Origin of the sequence: Pararhodobacter sp. SW119, from assembly GCF_017811755.1 — a bacterium.
Classification (GTDB): domain Bacteria; phylum Pseudomonadota; class Alphaproteobacteria; order Rhodobacterales; family Rhodobacteraceae; genus Pararhodobacter.
The window spans coordinates 158241-177283 of the sequence record NZ_JADDJF010000004.1 but is presented as its reverse complement, the minus strand read 5'-3'; the positions used below and the strand labels follow the sequence as shown (position 1 = coordinate 177283).

The window sequence follows — 19043 nt, the reverse complement described above, 5'->3', positions numbered from 1 at the left end:
TGCCGCGGCCAGCGCGAAATTCTTAACTTCCGCCACACGGGCCAGCCCAACCTCTAGTGTTTATTGGGTGTACTGGTGATCCGGCGGCGGTGGCCCCGCGGGAGTGCCCTGCCGCGCGGGTTACTTCCTTTCGTTCCCGACGATTAGATCGGTCGAATCGAAACGGCGGCCCGCAGGGGCCGCCGTACTTTCTGATCCTTCAGGGCGAGATTGAAGACTCACCCCAGTGACGAATCGATTCCGCGGCAGGCCTCTACCAGTCCGCGCACCGAATCGACGGACTTGTCGAACATCTTCTGCTCATCGGGATTGAGCTTGATATCGACGATGCGTTCGATTCCGCCGCGTCCTATGATTGACGGAACCCCGACATAGAGGCCATCCAGGCCGAACTCCCCCTTGCACCACGCAGCGCAAGGCAGAAGCCGTTTCTGGTCATTCAGGTATGCGACGGCCATTTCGATCGCGGAAGTTGCCGGGGCGTAGAACGCGGATCCCGTCTTCAGGAGGCCTACGATCTCTGCGCCGCCGTCGCGGGTTCGCTGGACGATGCCGTCGAGACGCTCTTGCGTCGTCCAGCCCATGGTCACCAGATCGGGCAACGGAATGCCTGCGACGGTGGAATAGCGGATCAGGGGGACCATCGTGTCGCCGTGGCCGCCGAGCACGAAGGCGGTGACGTCGCGCATCGAGACGTTGAATTCCAGTGACAGGAAATGCCGGAAGCGTGCGGAGTCGAGGACACCGGCCATGCCGACGACCTTGCTGTGCGGCAGGCCTGAGTATTCGCGCAGCGCCCAGACCATCGCGTCCAGCGGGTTGGTGATGCAGATGACGAAGGCCTCGGGTGCGTGGGCCTTGATGCCTTCGCCGACCGACTTCATGACCTTGAGATTGATGCCGAGAAGGTCGTCACGGCTCATCCCCGGTTTGCGGGGGACGCCGGCGGTGACGATGCAGACATCGGCACCGGAGATGTCGGAATATTCGTTGGTGCCCTTGAGCGCGGCGTCGAAACCCTCGGCCGGACCGGATTCGGCGATGTCGAGCGCCTTGCCCTGGGGGATGCCCTCGGCGATGTCGAAAAGCACGATGTCGCCGAGTTCCTTGATCGCGGCGAGATGCGCGAGTGTGCCGCCGATCTGCCCTGCGCCGATGAGCGCGATTTTGGGTCTGGCCATGGATCTTCTCCGGTCGGTTGAAAGACTGCGCACTGCGTAAGCCCAGACGGCGCATGGTGCAAGGCTGCGTGTCCCGAATCGTGCGGCCCCGGCGCTGGGAAGGCCGCGGTCGGTCAGCCACTGCCCGGTCGATTGACCGGAGCGACTGGAAAGTCACCGCTTGGGAAAAGTGCTCAAGCTTGAGCAACTGGCTCCTCGGCGCCAAAAACTGTCGAATTTTTCAGGAATTCGCGCGAAAGATGAAAACTAGCGACGAGAAACCGCGAAAAAACGGAAAGAATCGACGATTTTGCCGCCTTTAATTTTGACCGTTTTTCGGGCCGTTTTGTGGTTGGGCTGCAATCGCCTACCATATCAGGTATGCTGCCCAGCTAATTTTGCGCCGATTCCTGCCCGCGCCCTGTCCAGAGCGCCTGCGAAAACCGCGGGTCATGCGTCATTATGCCGATTCGGCAGGCGCGTGAGGGGTATCGCCGCCCAGGTCCCCGAACCGATCGAGGGACTCCGGTATCAGACGCCGGTCCACGGGGGCAGGAAGACCATCAGCGACAGGGCGACCAGGACGCCGCCCAGCAAGCGGAGCTTGCGGCGCTGGGAGCGCTCTCTCTCTGGCTGGGTGCCGGGCTGGTCGCCCCGGCCGAAGGCACGACCCAGACGGCGGTGGTCCCGGTCCAGGTTGGGCAGATCGGGCGGTCGCTTCTGGGTTGCGCCGCGGTGAAAGATCCGGCCGGCCGACCGGCGAAGCATGCGATCCATGCGGCTGCGTGGCTCGTCCGCGTCGGGGATGCGGGTGGGCGACTGGTTCGGTTTCGGTGTCTCGGCCCCCGGAGGGGCCGTCGTCCCCCCTTCGCCCTTGGCTTCCACGTTACCCGCGGATTCGGCAGTCTTGGTCCAGTCGGGCATCACGGGGCGGGCGACGAGCCGGCCGGGTCCGGTGCGGGGATGCATGGCGCTGCGCGGATCACCGGGTGCGTTCAGCCGCCGGGGCGGGAGGTTCTGGAACTCTCCCAGCGTGAAGAGCACGCTGCTCGACTGCCAGAGAATGAATTGCGGGGGGGCGGCCTCGATCAGGGCAGAGACCACGGACCGGCATTCGGCCGGCAGATCGAGGTCATCGTCGACGTTGGCGTCGCTTGCGCCGGACCGCGCGCGCAGCAGGACGCCCAGGGCCCAGCGATGGTGTCGGATCGCATGCAACATGCGGCCGCGCGCCAGGTCATGCGTCCAGCCGCCATGCTCCGCCTCGTCGCGCGCCGGGCGCATCACGCCCTGCAGCGCCGCGATCGGCAAGGGCTCCGTAGCGAGCGAGGCGGCGAGTTCATAATCCTCGACCCGAAGGCGAAGCGTCTGGCCGGACAGGCGCAACCCGCTGACTTGCCGGCCGTCGCGACGCAAGTCGTCCAGCACGAATTGCAGTGCCAGGATCATGTCCGGGTACTGTTCGCCTGAGCCGTAGATGAGCGTTGCGCCAGCGATGCCGGCCAGCCTGCGCATGGTGTCGTTCCTGCCGAGTCTCCTGTCGAGAGTCGGTGGGAAGTCTATGCGTTGCGCGACGCTTCCGCATTGATCAGATCCTTAAAAGTCGGCTCATTAAGGATGCTGCGGGCGTCCTGCAGGGCACGCAGGTCGTCGCCAGGGGTTTGCCCCGGCTGGCCTTGCTCTCGCGTCGGCGCGCGATGGGTAGTAGGCTGTGCGCCAGCGCACATGCGCGCAAGTTACTGATTTCACTTGAAATCAGCTGCACCGTTAACCGGAACGAAACCTCTTTCGAGTGGTTTCCGCGACCGGAACCAGTTTCCGACCCGCCACGATCAGATCTTCATGTCGAAGCCCAGGTGCTTCGCCACGGTGAAAATGTCCTTGTCGCCACGCCCGCACATGTTCATCACGATCAGGTGCTCGCGGGGCAGATCCGGGGCGATCTTCATGACATGCGCGAGGGCGTGGCTCGGCTCCAGCGCCGGGATGATTCCCTCCAGCGCGCAGCTGAGCTGGAACGCCTCCAGCGCTTCCGCATCGGTGATCGACACATATTGCGCCCGCCCGCTTTCGTGCAGCCAGGCGTGCTCCGGCCCGATGCCGGGATAGTCCAGGCCCGCCGAGATCGAGAATCCTTCGAGGATCTGGCCGTCTTCATCCTGCAGAAGATAGGTGCGGTTGCCGTGCAGCACGCCCGGGCGCCCGCCGGTCAGGCTGGCGCAATGTTCCATCTTCTCGTCGACGCCCTTGCCGCCGGCCTCCACGCCGATGATGCGGACGGTGGTGTCGTCGAGGAAGGGGTAGAAAAGTCCCATCGCGTTCGACCCACCGCCGATCGCGGCGATGATCGTGTCGGGCAGGCGGCCTTCGGCCTTCTGCATCTGCTCCTTGGCTTCCTTGCCGATGATCGACTGGAAGTCGCGCACCATCGCCGGGTAGGGATGCGGACCGGCGACCGTGCCGATGCAGTAGAATGTATCGCGCACATTGGTGACCCAGTCGCGCAGGGCATCGTTCATTGCGTCCTTCAGTGTACCCCGGCCAGAGGTGACGGGGATCACCTCGGCCCCCAGCAGCCGCATGCGGAAGACGTTGGGCGCCTGGCGTTCCACATCGTGAGCGCCCATGTAGACCACGCAGTTCAGCCCGAACTTGGCGCAGACCGTCGCGGTCGCCACGCCGTGCTGGCCGGCGCCGGTTTCGGCGATGATCCGGGTCTTGCCCATGCGGCGGGCGAGGATGATCTGGCCCAGCACGTTGTTGATCTTGTGCGCGCCGGTGTGGTTCAGTTCGTCGCGCTTCATGTAGACCTTGGCGCCGCCCAGGTGCTCGGTCAGGCGTTCGGCAAAGTAGAGCGGGCTGGGGCGGCCGACGTAATGCGTCCAGAGATCCGCCATCTCGGCCCAGAAACTGTCGTCGGTCTTGGCGCGCTCGTATTCGGCCTCCAGTTCCAGGATCAGCGGCATCAGCGTCTCGCTGACGAAACGTCCGCCGAAGATGCCGAAGCGGCCCTGTTCGTCGGGGCCTGTCATGTAGCTGTTGATCCGATCGTCGGGCATGGCATCCTCCTGCGTTGAGGGTGATGTAGCCCCTGCGCCGCATCGGGTAAAGCGCTGGCGGTGTCGTTGCCGCAGATCGGGTTCGCGGCGCGCGTAGCAGGCTTTGCGCGAGGGCACGGATCAGTCGACGGGCGCGGTGCTTGCCTGCGCCGCGGCGACGAAACGGGCGATGTGCGCGGCGTCCTTGACGCCCGGCGCCGATTCGACGCCCGAGGACACATCGACCTGGCGCGCGCCGGTCAGCCGCACGGCCTCGGCCACGTTGGCGGCGGTCAGGCCCCCGGCCAGCATCCAGGGCACCGGCCAGCGCCGCCCGGCGATCAGCCGCCAGTCGAAGGCCAGTCCGTTGCCGCCGGGCAGGATATCGTCGGGCGCGGGCTTGGCGTCGACGAGCAGGAGGTCGGCGACGCGCCCCTGTTCGGCCAGCGCCGGCAGATCCGCGGCGCTGGCGATGCCGACCGCCTTCATCACCGGCAGGCCGAAGCGGGCGCGGACGTCGGCCACGCGCGCAGGGCTTTCCTTGCCGTGGAGTTGCAGGATGTCGAGTGGCGCTTGCGCGAGGACCGCGGCGATCGCCGCGTCGTCGGCATCGACGAAAAGTCCGACGCGCGCCATCCCGGCGGGTGCCGCCAGCGCGATGGACCGCGCCTGTTCCGGCGTTACGGCGCGTGGCGAGCGCGGAAAAAAATTGAGCCCGACATAGGCCGCGCCGGCATCCACGCAGGCGTCGATGTCGGCCACGCGCGTCAGGCCGCAGATCTTGACTCGAATGCGGTCGCTCATCGCGTCGCGGCGGGCTCGTCGACGATATCGAGGATTTCGTCGCGCTGTCGCTGGACCACGGGGACCGGCGTCGACCGCTCGCCGCGCTTCAACTCGCTGAGTTCCCGTTGCGCGCGCGCGCCCTCGGCGCGGAGCGCGCGTTCGCGCCACCATTCCCAGATCAGGCCCAGCACCAGACCCAGCCCGACGGCCAAGCCGACGACCAGGAAAAGCGGCAGCGTGACCGAGAAGTTGGTGCCTGTCAGCGCCTCGATCGCGCCGGGCCAGAGGGACAGGGTAACCGACCCGCTGTTGGCCAGCGCCACCATCACGGCGAAGGCGAGAACGAGGATCAGGACGGCGTAGCGCAGATAGGTCATCGGTCTGGTCAGCCTTCCTTGCCGTTGAGCCGGTCGCGCAGCAGTTTTCCGGTCTTGAAGAAGGGCACGCATTTCTCCTCGACCGAGACGGCCTCGCCGGTGCGCGGGTTGCGCCCGACGCGCGCGTCCCGGCGCTTGACCGAGAACGCGCCGAAGCCGCGCAACTCCACCCGGTCGCCGCGCGACAGCGCCGCTGTGATCTCCTCGAAGAACGTGTTCACGATGCGCTCGACATCGCGCTGGTACAATTGCGGATTCTCGTCGGCAATCTTCTGAATAAGTTCCGAACGGATCATTGCCTCCCCCCGGTGGCATCAATGGGACGCCTGACGGCGCAAATTGGCACTTGGTGCATTCAGGGGACTATAGGGCCTGATCAGGGCCGCGCACAAACGAAAAGCGCGCAATCCTGCGGGTTTGGCAAAAGACCGCGACCGGTTGGGCCTGTCGTTCCGGCGCCCCGGCAGAGTATCGGGGCAGCGGCACAACCGGAGCGTGACGCCCCACGCCGTACGAATCGCCGGGGGCGAAAACGGACGGGCCCCGCGCGAGTGACGCGCGGGGCCCGAGTTCATTTGCCGAATGCGATCAGTTGCGGTCGCGCAGAGCGGCCCCGAGGATATCGCCCAGCGACGCACCCGAGTCGGACGAGCCGTACTGCTCCACCGCTTCCTTCTCTTCGGCGATCTCGCGCGCCTTGATCGACAGGCCCAGCTTGCGCGTGCGCGAGTCGACCGAAGTGACGCGAGCGTCGACCTTGTCGCCGACCTGGAACCGCTCGGGGCGCTGATCGGCGCGGTCGCGGGCCAGGTCCGAGCGCCGGATGAAGGTCTTCGCGCCGTTGTACTCGACCTCGATCCCGCCATCCTCGATCGCGGTGACCTCGACGGTGACGATCGAACCCCGCTTCACGCCATCGACGGCCTCGGAGAAGGAGTCGTTGCCCAGGGCCTTGACCGAGAGCGAGATGCGCTCGCGCTCGACGTCGACCTCGGAGACGACGGCCTTGACCGTGTCGCCCTTGTGATAGCTCTGGATCGCCTCCTCGCCGCGCTGGTCCCAGCTGAGGTCGGAGAGGTGCACCATGCCGTCGATGTCGCCCTCGAGGCCGATGAACAGACCGAATTCGGTGATGTTCTTCACCTCGCCCTCGATCTCGGTTCCCGGCGGGTGCGATTCGGCGAACACTTCCCACGGGTTGCGCTGGGTCTGCTTCAGGCCCAGGCTGACGCGGCGCTTGGCGCTGTCGATCTCCAGCACCATGACTTCGACTTCCTGGCTGGTGGAGACGATCTTGCCGGGGTGGACGTTCTTCTTGGTCCAGCTCATCTCGGACACGTGGACCAGCCCCTCGACGCCCGGCTCCAGTTCGACGAACGCGCCGTAATCGGTGATGTTGGTCACGCGGCCCTTGTGGACCGAGCCGATGGCGAAGTTCGCCTCGACCGCATCCCACGGATCGGCCTGCAGCTGCTTGATGCCGAGGCTGATGCGGTGGGTTTCCTTGTTGATCTTGATGACCTGGACCTTCAGCGTCTCGCCGATCGCCAGGATCTCGGAGGGGTGGTTGACGCGACGCCAGGCCATGTCGGTGACGTGCAGAAGCCCGTCCACACCGCCCAGATCGACGAAGGCGCCGTATTCGGTGATATTCTTGACGACGCCGTCGGCAACCATGCCCTCGGACAGCTTGGCGATGATCTCGGCGCGCTGCTCGGCGCGGCTTTCTTCCAGGATGGCGCGGCGCGAGACGACGATATTGCCGCGGCGGCGGTCCATCTTGAGGATCTGGAAGGGCTGCTTGAGACCCATCAGCGGACCCGCATCGCGCACGGGACGCACATCCACCTGGCTGCCGGGCAGGAACGCGACGGCCCCGCCCAGATCGACGGTGAAGCCGCCCTTGACGCGACCGAAGATCGCACCGTCGACGCGGTTCTCGTCGGCATAGGCCTTCTCGAGGCGATCCCAAGCGGCTTCGCGGCGGGCCTTCTCGCGGCTCACCACGGCTTCGCCGCGGGCATTCTCGACGCGTTCCAGATAGACCTCGACCTCATCGCCGACGGCGATTTCGGGAGCCTCGCCCGGGTTTGCGAATTCCTTCAGATCGACCCGGCCTTCCATCTTGTAGCCGACGTCGATGATGGCCTGGCCCGCCTCGATGGCGATGACCTTGCCGGTAACGACACTGCCCTCGACGGGCGTGTCGATGTCGAGGCTCTCGTTCAGCAGCGCCTCGAATTCTTCCATGGTGGCTTTAGCGCACATTCAGATTCAGTCCTTTGGATGCGTTTCACAGGCCTGACGGTTGGATCCGCCGGTCTTTGGTTTCCGATTCGATGGCATAATGCGGGAAGGGGCCAGATTGACCCTGCCGCATCGCGCATGTCGCTCGACCCGCGCGTCTATAGGGGCTGACGGCCTTGCTGGCAAGACCCGCGCGCAGACTCGATGCGCGTCACGCGTTCAGCATGTTGTGCTTGCGCGCGATGAACTGCTTGGCGGTCTCGACGGCGACGGCAGCATCGCGGCAATAGGCGTCGGCGCCGATGGCGCGGCCGAATTCCTCGTTCAGGGGCGCGCCGCCGACCAGCACGATGTAGTCGTCGCGGATCCCCTGGGCGACCATCGTGTCGATGACGACCTTCATGTAGGGCATCGTCGTGGTCAGCAGCGCGGACATCCCAAGGATGTCGGCATCCTCGCGCGCGATCGCCTCGAGGTACTTCTCGACCGGGTTGTTGATGCCCAGGTCCACCACCTCGAAACCGGCGCCCTCCATCATCATTCCGACGAGGTTCTTGCCGATGTCGTGGATGTCGCCCTTGACGGTGCCGATCACCATCTTGCCCATCTTCGGCGCGCCGGTCTCGACCAGAAGCGGCTTGAGGATCGCCATGCCGCCCTTCATCGCGTTCGCCGCCAGCAGCACCTCCGGCACGAAAAGGATCCCGTCGCGGAAGTCGTGGCCGACGATCGTCATGCCGGCGACCAGCGCTTTCGTCAGGATGTCGTAGGGGGTCCAGCCGCGTTCGAGCAGGATGGTGACGCTTTCTTCGATCTCTTCCCGAAGACCGTCGTAAAGGTCGTCCATCATCTGCTGGACGAGATCGTCGTCGTCGAGTTCGGACAGGATGATCTCGTCGTCTGCGGCCATGGCGCGAATCCCTGCTGGGTGGGTCTTTGGCGTGGATGCGCCATAGCGGCCGCGTCCACTGTTCCTTTTGCGACATGCGCCGGATTAAAGGCGACGGCAAGCAATTGCCCGCGCAGCGAACTTGAAATTTGTTCCTGAAACGTTCATGCTGCGGCGATGTCCCGACTCCCACCCCTCGACCCAAGGTTGCAGGCCCCGGCAAGGGGTACCGCGGCGCAGCCTGCGCCGCGTTTCGACCGGCAGAATCGGGAGTGGGCGGAAGATGGATGGGACCTGGAGGAAGACGCCCGGAGTGTCGTGCGCGAGGTCGCGGTCGAACGACCGCGCAGCGTCATCAGTTGGAACAACTCCCCGGACCTGGGGTTCGACCGGGCGGTGAACCCGTACCGGGGGTGCGAGCATGGCTGCATCTACTGCTACGCGCGGCCGACGCATGCCTATCTTGGCCTCTCGCCGGGGCTGGATTTCGAAACGCGGCTGATCGCGCGACCCGATGCGCCGGAGGTTCTGGCGCGGGAACTGGGGCGCAAGGGCTACAGGGTTGCGCCGATTTGCCTGGGGTCGAATACCGACCCCTGGCAACCGGTCGAGGCGCATCACCGGATTACCCGGCGCGTGCTCGAGGTGCTGCGCGACTGGCGGCACCCGGTGACGATCACCACCCGGGGGACGCTGATCGAGCGCGATCTGGACATCCTGTCGGCGATGGCCGGCGAGGGGCTTGTGCAGGTAGGCGTGTCGATCACGACGCTGGACGCGCCGCTTGCGCGGGCGATGGAGCCGAGGGCACCAAGCCCGCAACGCCGCCTTGCGATCCTGTCCGCCTTGGCGCGCGCGGGTGTGCCGGCGCGGCTGATGCTGGCGCCGGTGATCCCGGGGCTGACCGATCACGAGATGGAGCGGATCATGGAGGCGGCGCGCGACGCCGGCGCGCAGGCGGCGTGGTGGAGCCTGCTGCGGCTACCGCACGAGGTGAGCCCGCTTTTCCGCGACTGGCTGGAAAGGCACAGGCCCGGTGCTGCGGCGAAGGTTATGCATCGCTTGCAAGATATGCGGGACGGGAAGGACAACGACGCGGCGTTCGGGCGCCGGTTCACGGGTCAGGGACCGGTGGCGGCGCTGCTACGCCAGCGTTTCAAGCTGGCCAAGCGGCGGCTGGGCTACGCGGCTGAACTGCCGGCGCTGGATCTGTCGAAGTTCCGGCCGCCCGAAGGTCCGGGCGACCAGCTTAGTCTTTTCTGATCGGCGTTTGCCGGTCAGCAGCGGCCGACACGATAAGTGCCGTCGCCGACGGCGTAGGCGCATTCGTTGGTGCGGGTGTTGCGCGCGACCATCGAACCGGCCGCCGCGCCACCGAGCGCCGCAAGAATCGTCCAGTTCGGATTGGCGTTGAGCGCGTCCGCCGCGATCAGGCCGGCGCCGGCGCCGGCGATCCCGCCGATGACCTGCCGCTCGGTCTGGGTCAACTGGCAACCCCCGAGGGCGATGGTCGCCGCGAGGATGCCGGTTGCGAAAATCTTGCTCATTCGAAGTCTCCTCATACATCGGACTGGAAAACAACGCCCGGCCCGGCGCGAAGGTTCCGCTTTTGCGCCGGAAGCCACAAGCCTTCCCGGCAGGGGTGGGCGACAAGCCGCCCAGAGGGTGACATTGAGGCAGGGTCCGCAGTGCGGCGTCGGGGCACTTCGGATCGCGGTCGAGAGGGGGGGTGTGCACGCGTGCACAAAGTCGCAAGTTATTGATTTTTATATGCTGAATTTGTGCCGTTAACCGCAATGAAACTTCTGCTCGCGGCATGAGAATCGCGAAGGGCCGGGACTGCGCAGGGGGTCCTGTGTGCCTTGCGCCGCCGCGTTCCGCGCGGGCGCGAAACAGGGCGCGCGCGGCGGTCCGTTGGCGCTGGCGTCAGTCGTCCTCGAATAGGCCCACCTGTCCTTCGGGGGCGTCCTCGTCATCCTCGCGCGGGGTGCCGGGCATCGGCCGGCTGTCCAGCAGTCCGGCCTCGCGCAGTTCCTTCAGGCCCGGAAGGTCGCGCGGGCTTTCCAGTCCGAACTGGTCCAGAAACCGTTCGGTCACGACAAACGTGACCGGCCGGCCGGGCGTCATGCGGCGGCGGCCGAGGCGGATCCATTCCAGCTCCAGCAGCTGATCCACCGTGCCGCGGCTGACGGCGACGCCGCGAATCTCCTCGATCTCGGCGCGGGTGACGGGCTGGTGATAGGCGATGATCGCCAGCGTCTCGATCGCGGCGCGGCTGAGCCGGCGCGTCTCGACCTGTTCCTTGTGCATCAGCCAGCCGAGGTCCGGCGCGGTGCGCATGGCCCATCCGTCGCCGACGCGCGCCAGATGCACGCCGCGCCCGGAATAGCGCGAGCGCAGGTGCTGCAGGGCCTCGGGCACGTCGGACCCTTGGGGCAGGCGGGCGCTGAGTTCGGCAACGCTCATCGGTTCGGCGGACGCGAAAAGCAGCGCCTCGATCATGCGCTCCTGCTCGGCCATCGGGGGTGCGGGGAACAGGCTGGGCGTCGCGGCGGCGGTGTCATTCTCGGTCGTCATGGCGCGCCCCGCGGCTTGAGGCGTGGCCTGAGATGGATCGGGGCGAAGGTTTCGGACTGGCGTAGTTCGGCCTGACCCTGTTTCACGAGTTCCAGCGAGGCTGCGAAGGTCGAGGCCAGCGCCGAACGGCGCTTCTTGCCCGCGCCGCGCCATCCGGGGGGCAGGAAACCGGCAAGATCCGCCCAGGTGCCGGAATGCCCCAACATTTCGCGGAGCCGTTCGAGCGCGGTTTCCAGCGGATAGACATCGGTCCGGTCGAAGGCGTAGGGGCGGAAATCGTCGCGGGTGCGCAGCCGCGCGTAGGCCTGAAGCAGGTCCAGCAGCGTCGCCGTATACTGCGTGCGCCGGCTGATCGAAACGGTTTCCGGCGTGCCGCGGGCGAAGAAGTCGCGCCCCAGCCGGTCGCGCGCCATCAGCCTGGCCGCGGCTTCGCGCATCGCGCCGAGGCGTTCCAACTGGAAAGCCAGATGCGCGGCCAGTTCCTCGCCCGAGGGGCCCTCCTCGGTCGGGTCGGGGGGCAGCAGCAAGCGGGACTTGAGGAAGGCGAGCCAGGCCGCCATCACCAGGTAGTCGGCCGCAAGTTCGATGCGCAGCTTGCGCGCGGCCTCGACGAAACGCAGGTACTGTTCGGCCAGTTGCAGGACCGAGACGCGGCGCAGGTCGACCTTCTGCTGGCGCGACAGGGTCAGAAGCAGATCGAGGGGGCCTTCATAGCCCTCGACATCGACGATCAACGCCTCGCTTTGCAGCCGTACGGCGACGCTGCCCGCGTCCGCGCCTTCCTCTGCCGTCATGTGCCTGCGTCCGTTCCCCCGGTCAGGCGATCAAACTCGGCCTCGAGGGCGGCAATGTCAATCGGCTGGGGCGTGATGCGGGCTTCGAGCGCGCGCGCGGCGCGGCGGGCGGCGGCGGGCGACAGGGTGCCCGCTGCCGCGACCACCTGCGCCATCTCGGCCGCGTCGCCGGTGCAGTGCAGGACGATATCGCAACCCGCCGCGATGGCGGCGGCGGCGCGGTCGCCCATGGTCCCGTCGAGCGCGCCCATGGTGATGTCGTCGGTCATCAGCAGCCCGTCGAAGCCCAGCACGTCGCGCAGATAGGCGATCACCGGGGGCGAGACGGTGCCGGGCAGGGACGGGTCGAGCGCGTCATAGACGACATGCGCGGTCATCCCCAGCGGCAGATCCTTCAGCGCGCGGACGGGGACGAAGTCACGGGCGCGCAAGGTATCAAGGGACGCGGTGACGCGCGGCAGTTGGTGATGGCTGTCGGCGGCGGCCGAGCCGTGGCCGGGCAGATGCTTGATGACCGGCAGGACGCCCCCGTCCAGCAGGCCTCGGGCGGCCGCGCCACCGAGTGCGGCGACCTGCGCCGGGTCGTCGGACCAGCAGCGGCGCGCGAGGAACGGGTGAGTCGCGCGGCCGGCGACGTCGATGACCGGGGCGCAGTCGCCGTCGATGCCGAGCGCGCGCAATTCGGCCGCCATCAGCCGGTGGCGCAGCCAGGCCGCCCGCGCCCCGCCGGGCTGATGGCGCGCATCCGGCCAGTCGCGCGCCAGCGGCGGGCGCAGGCGCTGCACGCTGCCGCCTTCCTGATCGACGAAGACCGGCGCGTGCCAGCCCAGCGACGACCGCAGGTCATCCACCAGCGCCCGGGTCTGGTCCGCGTCCTCGATGTTGCGGCGAAAGAGGATGAAGCCCCAGGGGCGGGCCTCGGCGAAAAAGCGCGCCTCGGCGGCCGTCAGCCGCGGCCCCGCGCAGCCCAGGATCGTTGCACCGGTCATTGCCGTCCTTCCGCGCGAGGTGTCCGGTCCGGCCGGATCAGCGGATCAGGACGGGGATGCAATCGGCGCCTTCGGCCACGAGGAGCGCGCAGAAGCGGCGCGCCTCGGGCTCGTCGGCGAAGCCGTGGGCGCGCAGCCGGTAGATCGTCCGTCCGGCCGAGACCGCGGGTTCGATCACGCGCGCGCGCCCGTCGAACGCCGCCGCGAACTGCGTGCTCAGCGCCTCCCAGGCGTCGCGGGCGCCAACCTCGTCGGGGAAGGCGCCGAGTTGCACGAGGCGGGTGCCGACCGGCAGCGTCTCGGGGTCGATCTCGGTCTGCGTGCCGGGGGCAAGGCGGGCGAGGAGCAATTCCAGAAGCGCCTCGGCCTCGGCGTCGTCCGCCTCGGCATCGCTGACCGGCTGCGGCTGGCCGCGCGCCATCGCAAAGCGCGGCGGCGCGGTCGGGCGGGACAAGGGGAAGGGCGAGCGGGCGATGCCGGGCACGTCGGCGGACATCGCCACAATCTCGACCAGCGCGGTGTCGGTGCCGTCGTCGATTGGCGGGGCGTCCTGCGCCTCGGCGCGTTCGGCGGTCGCGGCCAGTTCCGGCACCGGGCGCGGGGTCTCGATGCTGGGGGCGGGCGGGGGGCGATCCTCGGGCGCCAGTGCGACGGGTTCGGGCGCCAGGGCCACGGCATCGGCGGCGGGGGGCGGCGTTTCACCCGCGGCGACGGCGTTCACCGCCAGGCCCTGATACGCGGCCTGACGCCCGCCCGGATCCTCGGGCGAGATGCGCATCGGCCCGTCGAGCGCGCGCACCACCGGCACGCCGGAGATGTCGCGCACCATCAATCGATAGCTCCAGACGCCGACGCCCGCCAGCAAGGCGACGGAAATCAGCGCCCCGGTCCAGTTCGCCACCACCGCCAGTCGAGCGCCCAGCGACGGCGATGCGTCGTGGTGCGCTTGGGCGGCGGCATGCGGATATCCATGCCACTCGGTCATGCTCGCCTCATGTCCTGCCGGGTTGTCCCGGTCGTCATTCGATCGCGGCGCGATCCGCCGCGCCTGCCGCCGCTGGCCTGTAAATCAGCGCATTTCTTCGGCAGGCTTGACCCCGAGAATACCAAGACCGGCCGAAATGACAACGGCGACGGCGCGGGCCAGCGCGATTTTCGGCGCGGCTGTTGCTGGATCGTCCTGCAGGAAGCGCAGGGCGGGCTCGTCGTTTCCGCGATTCCAGTGGCCGTGAAGGTCGGCGGCAAGCTCCGTCAGGAAGCCGGCGATGCGGTGCGGCTCGCGCGCGCGGGCGGCAATCTCGACCTGGCGGGGCCAGTCGGCGAGCTTGCGAATCAGCGCAAGTTCGGCGGGATCGTCGAGCTGCGACACCTCTGCCGCCGCCAGCGCGGTGTCCGACGTCGCCACCCCCGCATCCGCCGCCTTGCGCAGGACCGAGGCGATGCGGGCATGGGCGTACTGCACGTACCAGACCGGGTTGTCGCGCGACTGCTCCATCACCTTGTCGAAGTCGAAGTCCAGCGGCGCGTCGTTCTTGCGGGTCAGCATCACGAAACGGGTGACGTCCGGGCCGACCATCTCGACCACGTCGCGCAGGGTGACGAAGGTGCCGGCGCGCTTCGACATCTTGAAGGGTTCGCCGTTCTTCCAGAGCTTGACCAGTTGCACCAGCTTGACGTCGAGCGGCACGCGCCCGTCCGACAGCGCCGAGACCGCGGCCTTCATCCGCTTGACATAGCCGCCGTGATCGGCGCCGAAGATGTCGATGAGCTGGTCGAAGCCGCGTTCGATCTTGTCCCAGTGATAGGCGATGTCGGGGGCGAAATAGGTCCAGCCGCCGTCGGATTTCTTCACCGGGCGGTCGACGTCGTCGCCATGCACACTCGACCGGAATAAGGTCTGCTCGCGCGGCTCCCAATCCTCGGGCGTCTTGCCCTTGGGCGGTTCCAGCACGCCTTCGTAGATCAGGCCCGCCTGCCGCAGGCGCGCCAGCGCGGCCTCGATCCGGCCGGTGCCGTAGAGCGCCTTTTCGCTGGAATAGACGTCCATCTCGACCCCGAGGGCCGCGAGGTCGCCGCGGATCATCGCCATCATCCGATCGGTCGCAAAGTCGCGGACGGTGGCCAGCCATTCGCTTTCCGGCCGGTCAAGGAAGCGGTCACCGTATTCGGCCTTCAGCGCCTCGCCCACCTCGATCAGGTAGTCGCCGGGATAGAGCCCCTCGGCGATCTCGGGGCTCAGTCCATGCGCTTCGCGGTAGCGCTCGTAGGCCGAGCGGGCGAGCACGTCGACCTGCGCGCCGCCGTCGTTGATGTAGTATTCGCGCGTCACCTGCCAGCCGGCGAAGTCCAGCAGGCTCGCCAGCGCGTCGCCCACGACCGCGCCGCGCACATGGCCCACGTGCATCGGCCCGGTCGGGTTGGCCGAGACGAATTCGATGTTCACCCGTTCCCCCGCGCCGACCGTGGCGCGGCCGAAGTCAGCCCCCTGGGTCAGCGCGGCGCGGACGACGTCCTGCCAGACGGCGGGGGCGAGCCGCAGGTTGAGGAAACCCGGCCCGGCGACCTCGGCCGTATGGATGCGCGGATCGGCGGTCAGCCGCGGCGCCAGCGCTTCGGCAATCTGCCGCGGGTTGCAGCCGGCGGGCTTGGCCAGCACCATCGCGGCGTTGGTCGCCATATCGCCATGCGCCGGATCGCGCGGCGGTTCGACCGCGGCGTTGGCCAGGTCCAGTCCTTGCGGCAGGACCCCCTCGGCCGCCATCGCGGCGAGGCAGTCGAGCACCAGCGCGCGGATATCGGTAAACAGGTTCATCAGTGTCTTTCCTTGCTGCGCCCTGCCCTACCACGGCGCGGGCAAAGGTCAACGTCCCGCCTGTCAGTCCCCGGCCGCCTTGCGTTCAAGCCGGCGCGCGTGCAGCACCGGCTCGGTATAGCCCGAAGGCTGGACCCGCCCGCGGAAAACCAGATCGCAGGCCGCCTCAAAGGCCGGGCCTTGAAAGTCCGGCGCCATCGGGCTGTAGGCGGGATCGCCCGCGTTCTGCCGATCGACGACCGCCGCCATCTTCTTCATCGCCGCCAACACCTGATCCTCGGTGACGACGCCGTGGTGCAGCCAGTTGGCCAACGCCTGACTGGAAATGCGGCAGGTGGCGCGATCCTCCATCAGGCCGACGTCGTTGATATCGGGCACCTTCGAGCAGCCGACGCCCTGATCGACCCAGCGCACGACATAGCCGAGGATGCCCTGGGCGTTGTTCTCGACCTCGCGCGCCAGTTCGTCCTCGGTCCAGTTGCGGCCGTGGGCGACGGGGATGGACAGCAGGTCGGCAAGCGTACCTCGCGGCCCGCCGGCGGCGATCTGCGCCTGGCGCGCCCGGACGTCGACGGCGTGGTAATGCGTGGCGTGCAGGGTCGCGGCGGTGGGGCTGGGCACCCAGGCGCAGTTCGCGCCGGCCTTGGGATGGCCGATCTTCGCCTCCAGCATCTCGGCCATGCGGTCGGGCATCGCCCACATGCCCTTGCCGATCTGCGCCCGTCCCGCCAGCCCGCAAGCCAGCCCGATGTCGACATTGCGATCCTCGTAGGCCTTGATCCAGGCGGCGTTCTTCATCTCGCCCTTGGGGATCATCGGGCCGGCCTCCATCGAGGTGTGGATCTCGTCCCCGGTGCGGTCGAGAAAGCCGGTGTTGATGAAGGCGACGCGATGCTTCGCCGCGCGGATGCATTCCTTGAGGTTGACGCTGGTGCGCCGTTCTTCGTCCATGATGCCCAGTTTCACGGTGTACTGTGGCAGGCCCAGCGCGTCCTCGACATGCGTGAAGATCCGGTCGGCGAAGGCGACCTCTTCGGGGCCGTGCATCTTGGGTTTGACCACATAGACCGAGCCCTGGGTCGAATTGCGGAGACCCTCGGACTTCTGCAGGTCGTGCATCGCGCACAGCGTGGTGACCATCGCGTCCAGCAGCCCCTCGAACGCCTCTATTCCGTCGCGGTCCAGAACGGCGGGGTTGGTCATCAGGTGGCCGACATTGCGCACCAGCATCAGCGCCCGCGCCTTGAGGACGAGCGGGCTGCCGTCGGGGGCGGTGAATTCCAGATCCGGGGCGAGGCGACGGGTCGTCAGCTTGCCGTTCTTGTCGAACCGCTCCTGCAGGGTGCCCTGCATCAGGCCCAGCCAGTTGCCCCAGGCCAGCACCTTGTCCTCGGCATCGACGGCGGCGACGGAATCCTCGCAATCCATGATCGAGGACATGGCCGATTCCAGGCGGATGTCGGCGACATGCGCGGGGTCGGTCTTGCCGATCGGATGCGCGGGATCGATCACCACGACGATGTGCAGACCGTTGTTGCGCAGGACGATGGCGGTCGGTCGTCCGGGTTCCCCGGCATGGCCGGCGAACTGGCGGGGGTCCTGCAGCGCGGGGACCAGCGCGCCGTTCTGCACCCGGTAGCCGGTCACGTCGGCGTGCCCGCCGTTGGCGAGCGGCACGGCGGTATCCAGAAACGCCTTGGCGCGCGCGACGACGCGGGCACCGCGCGACGGATCGTAGGGGCCCGGCCGCGGCGTCTCGCCCAGCGCGTCGGTGCCGTAGAGCGCGTCATAGAGCGACCCCCAGCGCGCGTTCGCGGCGTTGAGCGCGTAGCGGGCGTTCATCACCGGCACGACCAGTTGCGGGCCGGGCAGGTCGGCGATCTCGGGGTCGACATGGGTGGTTTCGATCTCGAAATCCGGCCCCTCGGGCACCAGGTAGCCGATCTCGCACAGAAACGCCGTGTAGGCATCCGCGTCATGCGGCTGGTCGCGCCGGGCGATGTGCCAGTCGTCGATGGCCTTCTGAAGGCTCGCGCGCTTTTCCAGCAGGGCCCGGTTCTGCGGGCCGAGGTCGTGGACGAGGGTCGAGAGGCCGGACCAGAACGCATCGGCGCTGACCCCCGTGCCGGGCAGCGCGTGGTCCTCGATGAAGGCGACCATTCGGGCGTCCACCTGAAGACCGTGCTTTTCGATCCGCTTCGTCATGATCTTCTCCTGGATCGGGCGCTGCGCCGCTGATTTGCGGCGGCACACATACGGAAGAAGCGGTCCGTAAGCAACCGGAGGCCGGGGATCACGCGTGCTCGTCGTGCGGCGTGGTTTCGCCGGGTCGCGGGCGGTTGCGTCGGCAGCGATCCGAGCAGTGGCGCACCGCGTCCCAGTCGCGCGCCCATTTGCGCCGCCAGGTGAAAGGGCGGCCACAGATGGCGCAGAGCTTGCGGGGGAGATCGGCCTTGCGTCGCATTCGGGCCACCGGAGATTTCCCCTGCCTTGCGGGTTTTGAGCCGGTGCGGCACCCGGAGAAGGCAGATATCGCGTCCCACGCGCAGATCAACGGCAAGGGCGCGCGATCGCAAACGGCTTGAAATGTGCGCGCGTCGGGGCCAGCATGGCGGCATGACCGTGCCACTTCCGCCCGCTCCGCCCCCGACGCGCGCTTTGGAAGTCGCGCTCTACGCCGTGAACCTGGAGGAATGCGCGAGGTTCTACGAGGAGATCATCGGCCTGGAACGCGGGCCGGAGGTCGCGGACAGGCATGTCTTCTTCCGGCTGGGCGACGGCATGCTGCTGCTCTTCAACCCCGACAATTCGGAGCGCCCGTCGAGCAATCCGGCCTTGCCGGTGCCGCCGCACGGCGCACGCGGACCGGGTCACCTGTGCTTCAGCGCCGACCGCGCGTCGCTTGCCGCCTGGGAAGCGCGAATTGATGCGGCCGGCATCGAGATCGAGGTCGCGTTCGACTGGCCGAACGGCGCGCGCTCGCTCTATATCCGCGACCCTGCGGGCAACTCGATCGAGTTCGCCGAGCCGGATCTGTGGGCGCGAAACTAGACGCGATCCGGCACAACCAGGCGGCGCACACCGGGCACGGACACCCAACACTTCGATAGATTTCTGCCCGAAGATGTGTTAGGAATCGCCTCAATACTTTTGAGTGCAAGTTCGCGTCTGTCGCCGTTTGGGCGGCCCTATATCTTTTGTTTTCAGCGATGTTCCGAGGGCTTTCATGGCACAGCCCGGTCCATTTTTCGCGCAGGCCTCTATCGTGAGTTGCGGGGGGCGGCAGCGGTCTGTGCGGCCTCCGCGATCCCTGACCGAAACGCCTCGTCGCTTGCACCGGCGATCCCCGGTGATGCGCGCCGTCCTTCCTGAAA

18 protein-coding genes are annotated in these 19043 nt (G+C 67.5%); 2 read left to right on the top strand and 16 right to left on the bottom strand.

Features of this window, described 5'->3' with window-relative positions; genetic code table 11:
- Positions 1 to 218: 218 nt before the first annotated feature.
- From mdh to IM708_RS04715, 8 genes are all read right to left on the bottom strand, one after another.
- Entirely contained in the window at positions 219 to 1181 is a 963-nt protein-coding gene (gene mdh / locus IM708_RS04750) for a malate dehydrogenase (RefSeq protein WP_209425175.1), read from the bottom strand.
- A 510-nt stretch (positions 1182 to 1691) separates the two neighbouring features.
- Positions 1692 to 2675 carry a hypothetical protein gene (locus IM708_RS04745; protein WP_209425174.1) on the bottom strand — a complete coding sequence of 328 codons (984 nt, stop codon included), beginning with the start codon at positions 2673 to 2675 and terminating at the stop codon, positions 1692 to 1694.
- 317 nt (positions 2676 to 2992) lie between these two features.
- Entirely contained in the window at positions 2993 to 4219 is a 1227-nt protein-coding gene (gene trpB, locus IM708_RS04740; protein WP_209425173.1) for a tryptophan synthase subunit beta, read from the bottom strand.
- Positions 4220 to 4339: 120 nt separating this feature from the next.
- A complete protein-coding gene (locus IM708_RS04735; protein WP_209425172.1) occupies positions 4340 to 5002 on the bottom strand; it encodes a phosphoribosylanthranilate isomerase in 663 nt (220 codons plus the stop codon).
- Positions 4999 to 5361 (bottom strand): LapA family protein, encoded by a 363-nt coding sequence (locus tag IM708_RS04730; protein WP_209425171.1) that lies wholly within the window; start codon positions 5359 to 5361, stop codon positions 4999 to 5001. Before IM708_RS04730 ends, IM708_RS04735 begins: the two co-directional genes overlap by 4 nt.
- Before the next feature lie 8 nt (positions 5362 to 5369).
- Entirely contained in the window at positions 5370 to 5657 is a 288-nt protein-coding gene (ihfB, locus tag IM708_RS04725; protein ID WP_209425170.1) for an integration host factor subunit beta, read from the bottom strand.
- 292 nt (positions 5658 to 5949) lie between these two features.
- Positions 5950 to 7629 carry a 30S ribosomal protein S1 gene (gene rpsA, locus IM708_RS04720; RefSeq protein WP_209425169.1) on the bottom strand — a complete coding sequence of 560 codons (1680 nt, stop codon included), beginning with the start codon at positions 7627 to 7629 and terminating at the stop codon, positions 5950 to 5952.
- A gap of 190 nt (positions 7630 to 7819) precedes the next feature.
- Positions 7820 to 8518 (bottom strand): B12-binding domain-containing protein, encoded by a 699-nt coding sequence (locus IM708_RS04715; protein WP_209425168.1) that lies wholly within the window; start codon positions 8516 to 8518, stop codon positions 7820 to 7822.
- A gap of 156 nt (positions 8519 to 8674) precedes the next feature.
- Between IM708_RS04715 and IM708_RS04710 the strand changes: the two genes are divergently transcribed.
- Positions 8675 to 9760 (top strand): PA0069 family radical SAM protein, encoded by a 1086-nt coding sequence (locus tag IM708_RS04710; protein ID WP_209425167.1) that lies wholly within the window; start codon positions 8675 to 8677, stop codon positions 9758 to 9760.
- A gap of 14 nt (positions 9761 to 9774) precedes the next feature.
- Here IM708_RS04710 and IM708_RS04705 read toward each other — a convergent pair whose 3' ends face one another.
- The 8 genes from IM708_RS04705 to IM708_RS04670 all read right to left on the bottom strand — a co-directional run bounded on the left by IM708_RS04705 (position 9775) and on the right by IM708_RS04670 (position 18142).
- The gene (locus IM708_RS04705) at positions 9775 to 10044 is read right to left on the bottom strand and encodes a glycine zipper 2TM domain-containing protein (RefSeq protein WP_209425166.1); all 270 of its coding nucleotides are present in this window, start codon (positions 10042 to 10044) and stop codon (positions 9775 to 9777) included.
- 379 nt (positions 10045 to 10423) lie between these two features.
- The gene (scpB, locus tag IM708_RS04700; RefSeq protein WP_209425165.1) at positions 10424 to 11074 is read right to left on the bottom strand and encodes an SMC-Scp complex subunit ScpB; all 651 of its coding nucleotides are present in this window, start codon (positions 11072 to 11074) and stop codon (positions 10424 to 10426) included.
- Complete coding sequence (locus IM708_RS04695; RefSeq protein ID WP_209425164.1) at positions 11071 to 11868, bottom strand: ScpA family protein; 798 nt, start codon at positions 11866 to 11868, stop codon at positions 11071 to 11073. Before IM708_RS04695 ends, scpB begins: the two co-directional genes overlap by 4 nt.
- A complete protein-coding gene (locus IM708_RS04690) occupies positions 11865 to 12857 on the bottom strand; it encodes a glycoside hydrolase family 3 protein (RefSeq protein ID WP_209425163.1) in 993 nt (330 codons plus the stop codon). The genes IM708_RS04695 and IM708_RS04690 overlap by 4 nt, the downstream gene beginning before the upstream one ends.
- A gap of 37 nt (positions 12858 to 12894) precedes the next feature.
- Positions 12895 to 13842 (bottom strand): SPOR domain-containing protein, encoded by a 948-nt coding sequence (locus IM708_RS04685; RefSeq protein ID WP_209425162.1) that lies wholly within the window; start codon positions 13840 to 13842, stop codon positions 12895 to 12897.
- An 84-nt stretch (positions 13843 to 13926) separates the two neighbouring features.
- Positions 13927 to 15669 carry an arginine--tRNA ligase gene (gene argS / locus IM708_RS04680; RefSeq protein WP_209425161.1) on the bottom strand — a complete coding sequence of 581 codons (1743 nt, stop codon included), beginning with the start codon at positions 15667 to 15669 and terminating at the stop codon, positions 13927 to 13929.
- 63 nt (positions 15670 to 15732) lie between these two features.
- The gene (locus tag IM708_RS04675) at positions 15733 to 17874 is read right to left on the bottom strand and encodes a malate synthase G (RefSeq protein ID WP_209425160.1); all 2142 of its coding nucleotides are present in this window, start codon (positions 17872 to 17874) and stop codon (positions 15733 to 15735) included.
- Positions 17875 to 17962: 88 nt separating this feature from the next.
- Entirely contained in the window at positions 17963 to 18142 is a 180-nt protein-coding gene (locus tag IM708_RS04670; protein WP_209425159.1) for a DUF2256 domain-containing protein, read from the bottom strand.
- Positions 18143 to 18285: 143 nt separating this feature from the next.
- Here IM708_RS04670 and IM708_RS04665 point away from each other — a divergent pair, with 143 nt between their 5' ends.
- Positions 18286 to 18720: a VOC family protein gene (locus IM708_RS04665; protein ID WP_209425158.1), complete on the top strand. Its 435-nt coding sequence runs from the start codon at positions 18286 to 18288 to the stop codon at positions 18718 to 18720.
- Positions 18721 to 19043 lie beyond the last annotated feature (323 nt).

Excerpts from the sequence above, each read along its gene's own strand:
- mdh (WP_209425175.1), bottom strand. The coding sequence starts at position 1,181 with ATGGCCAGACCCAAAATCGCGCTCATCGGCGCAGGGCAGATCGGCGGC.
- IM708_RS04745 (WP_209425174.1), bottom strand. The coding sequence starts at position 2,675 with ATGCGCAGGCTGGCCGGCATCGCTGGCGCAACGCTCATCTACGGCTCA.
- trpB (WP_209425173.1), bottom strand. The coding sequence starts at position 4,219 with ATGCCCGACGATCGGATCAACAGCTACATGACAGGCCCCGACGAACAG.
- IM708_RS04735 (WP_209425172.1), bottom strand. The coding sequence starts at position 5,002 with ATGAGCGACCGCATTCGAGTCAAGATCTGCGGCCTGACGCGCGTGGCC.
- IM708_RS04730 (WP_209425171.1), bottom strand. The coding sequence starts at position 5,361 with ATGACCTATCTGCGCTACGCCGTCCTGATCCTCGTTCTCGCCTTCGCC.
- ihfB (WP_209425170.1), bottom strand. The coding sequence starts at position 5,657 with ATGATCCGTTCGGAACTTATTCAGAAGATTGCCGACGAGAATCCGCAA.
- rpsA (WP_209425169.1), bottom strand. The coding sequence starts at position 7,629 with ATGTGCGCTAAAGCCACCATGGAAGAATTCGAGGCGCTGCTGAACGAG.
- IM708_RS04715 (WP_209425168.1), bottom strand. The coding sequence starts at position 8,518 with ATGGCCGCAGACGACGAGATCATCCTGTCCGAACTCGACGACGACGAT.
- IM708_RS04710 (WP_209425167.1), top strand. The coding sequence starts at position 8,675 with ATGTCCCGACTCCCACCCCTCGACCCAAGGTTGCAGGCCCCGGCAAGG.
- IM708_RS04705 (WP_209425166.1), bottom strand. The coding sequence starts at position 10,044 with ATGAGCAAGATTTTCGCAACCGGCATCCTCGCGGCGACCATCGCCCTC.
- scpB (WP_209425165.1), bottom strand. The coding sequence starts at position 11,074 with ATGACGACCGAGAATGACACCGCCGCCGCGACGCCCAGCCTGTTCCCC.
- IM708_RS04695 (WP_209425164.1), bottom strand. The coding sequence starts at position 11,868 with ATGACGGCAGAGGAAGGCGCGGACGCGGGCAGCGTCGCCGTACGGCTG.
- IM708_RS04690 (WP_209425163.1), bottom strand. The coding sequence starts at position 12,857 with ATGACCGGTGCAACGATCCTGGGCTGCGCGGGGCCGCGGCTGACGGCC.
- IM708_RS04685 (WP_209425162.1), bottom strand. The coding sequence starts at position 13,842 with ATGACCGAGTGGCATGGATATCCGCATGCCGCCGCCCAAGCGCACCAC.
- argS (WP_209425161.1), bottom strand. The coding sequence starts at position 15,669 with ATGAACCTGTTTACCGATATCCGCGCGCTGGTGCTCGACTGCCTCGCC.
- IM708_RS04675 (WP_209425160.1), bottom strand. The coding sequence starts at position 17,874 with ATGACGAAGCGGATCGAAAAGCACGGTCTTCAGGTGGACGCCCGAATG.
- IM708_RS04665 (WP_209425158.1), top strand. The coding sequence starts at position 18,286 with ATGACCGTGCCACTTCCGCCCGCTCCGCCCCCGACGCGCGCTTTGGAA.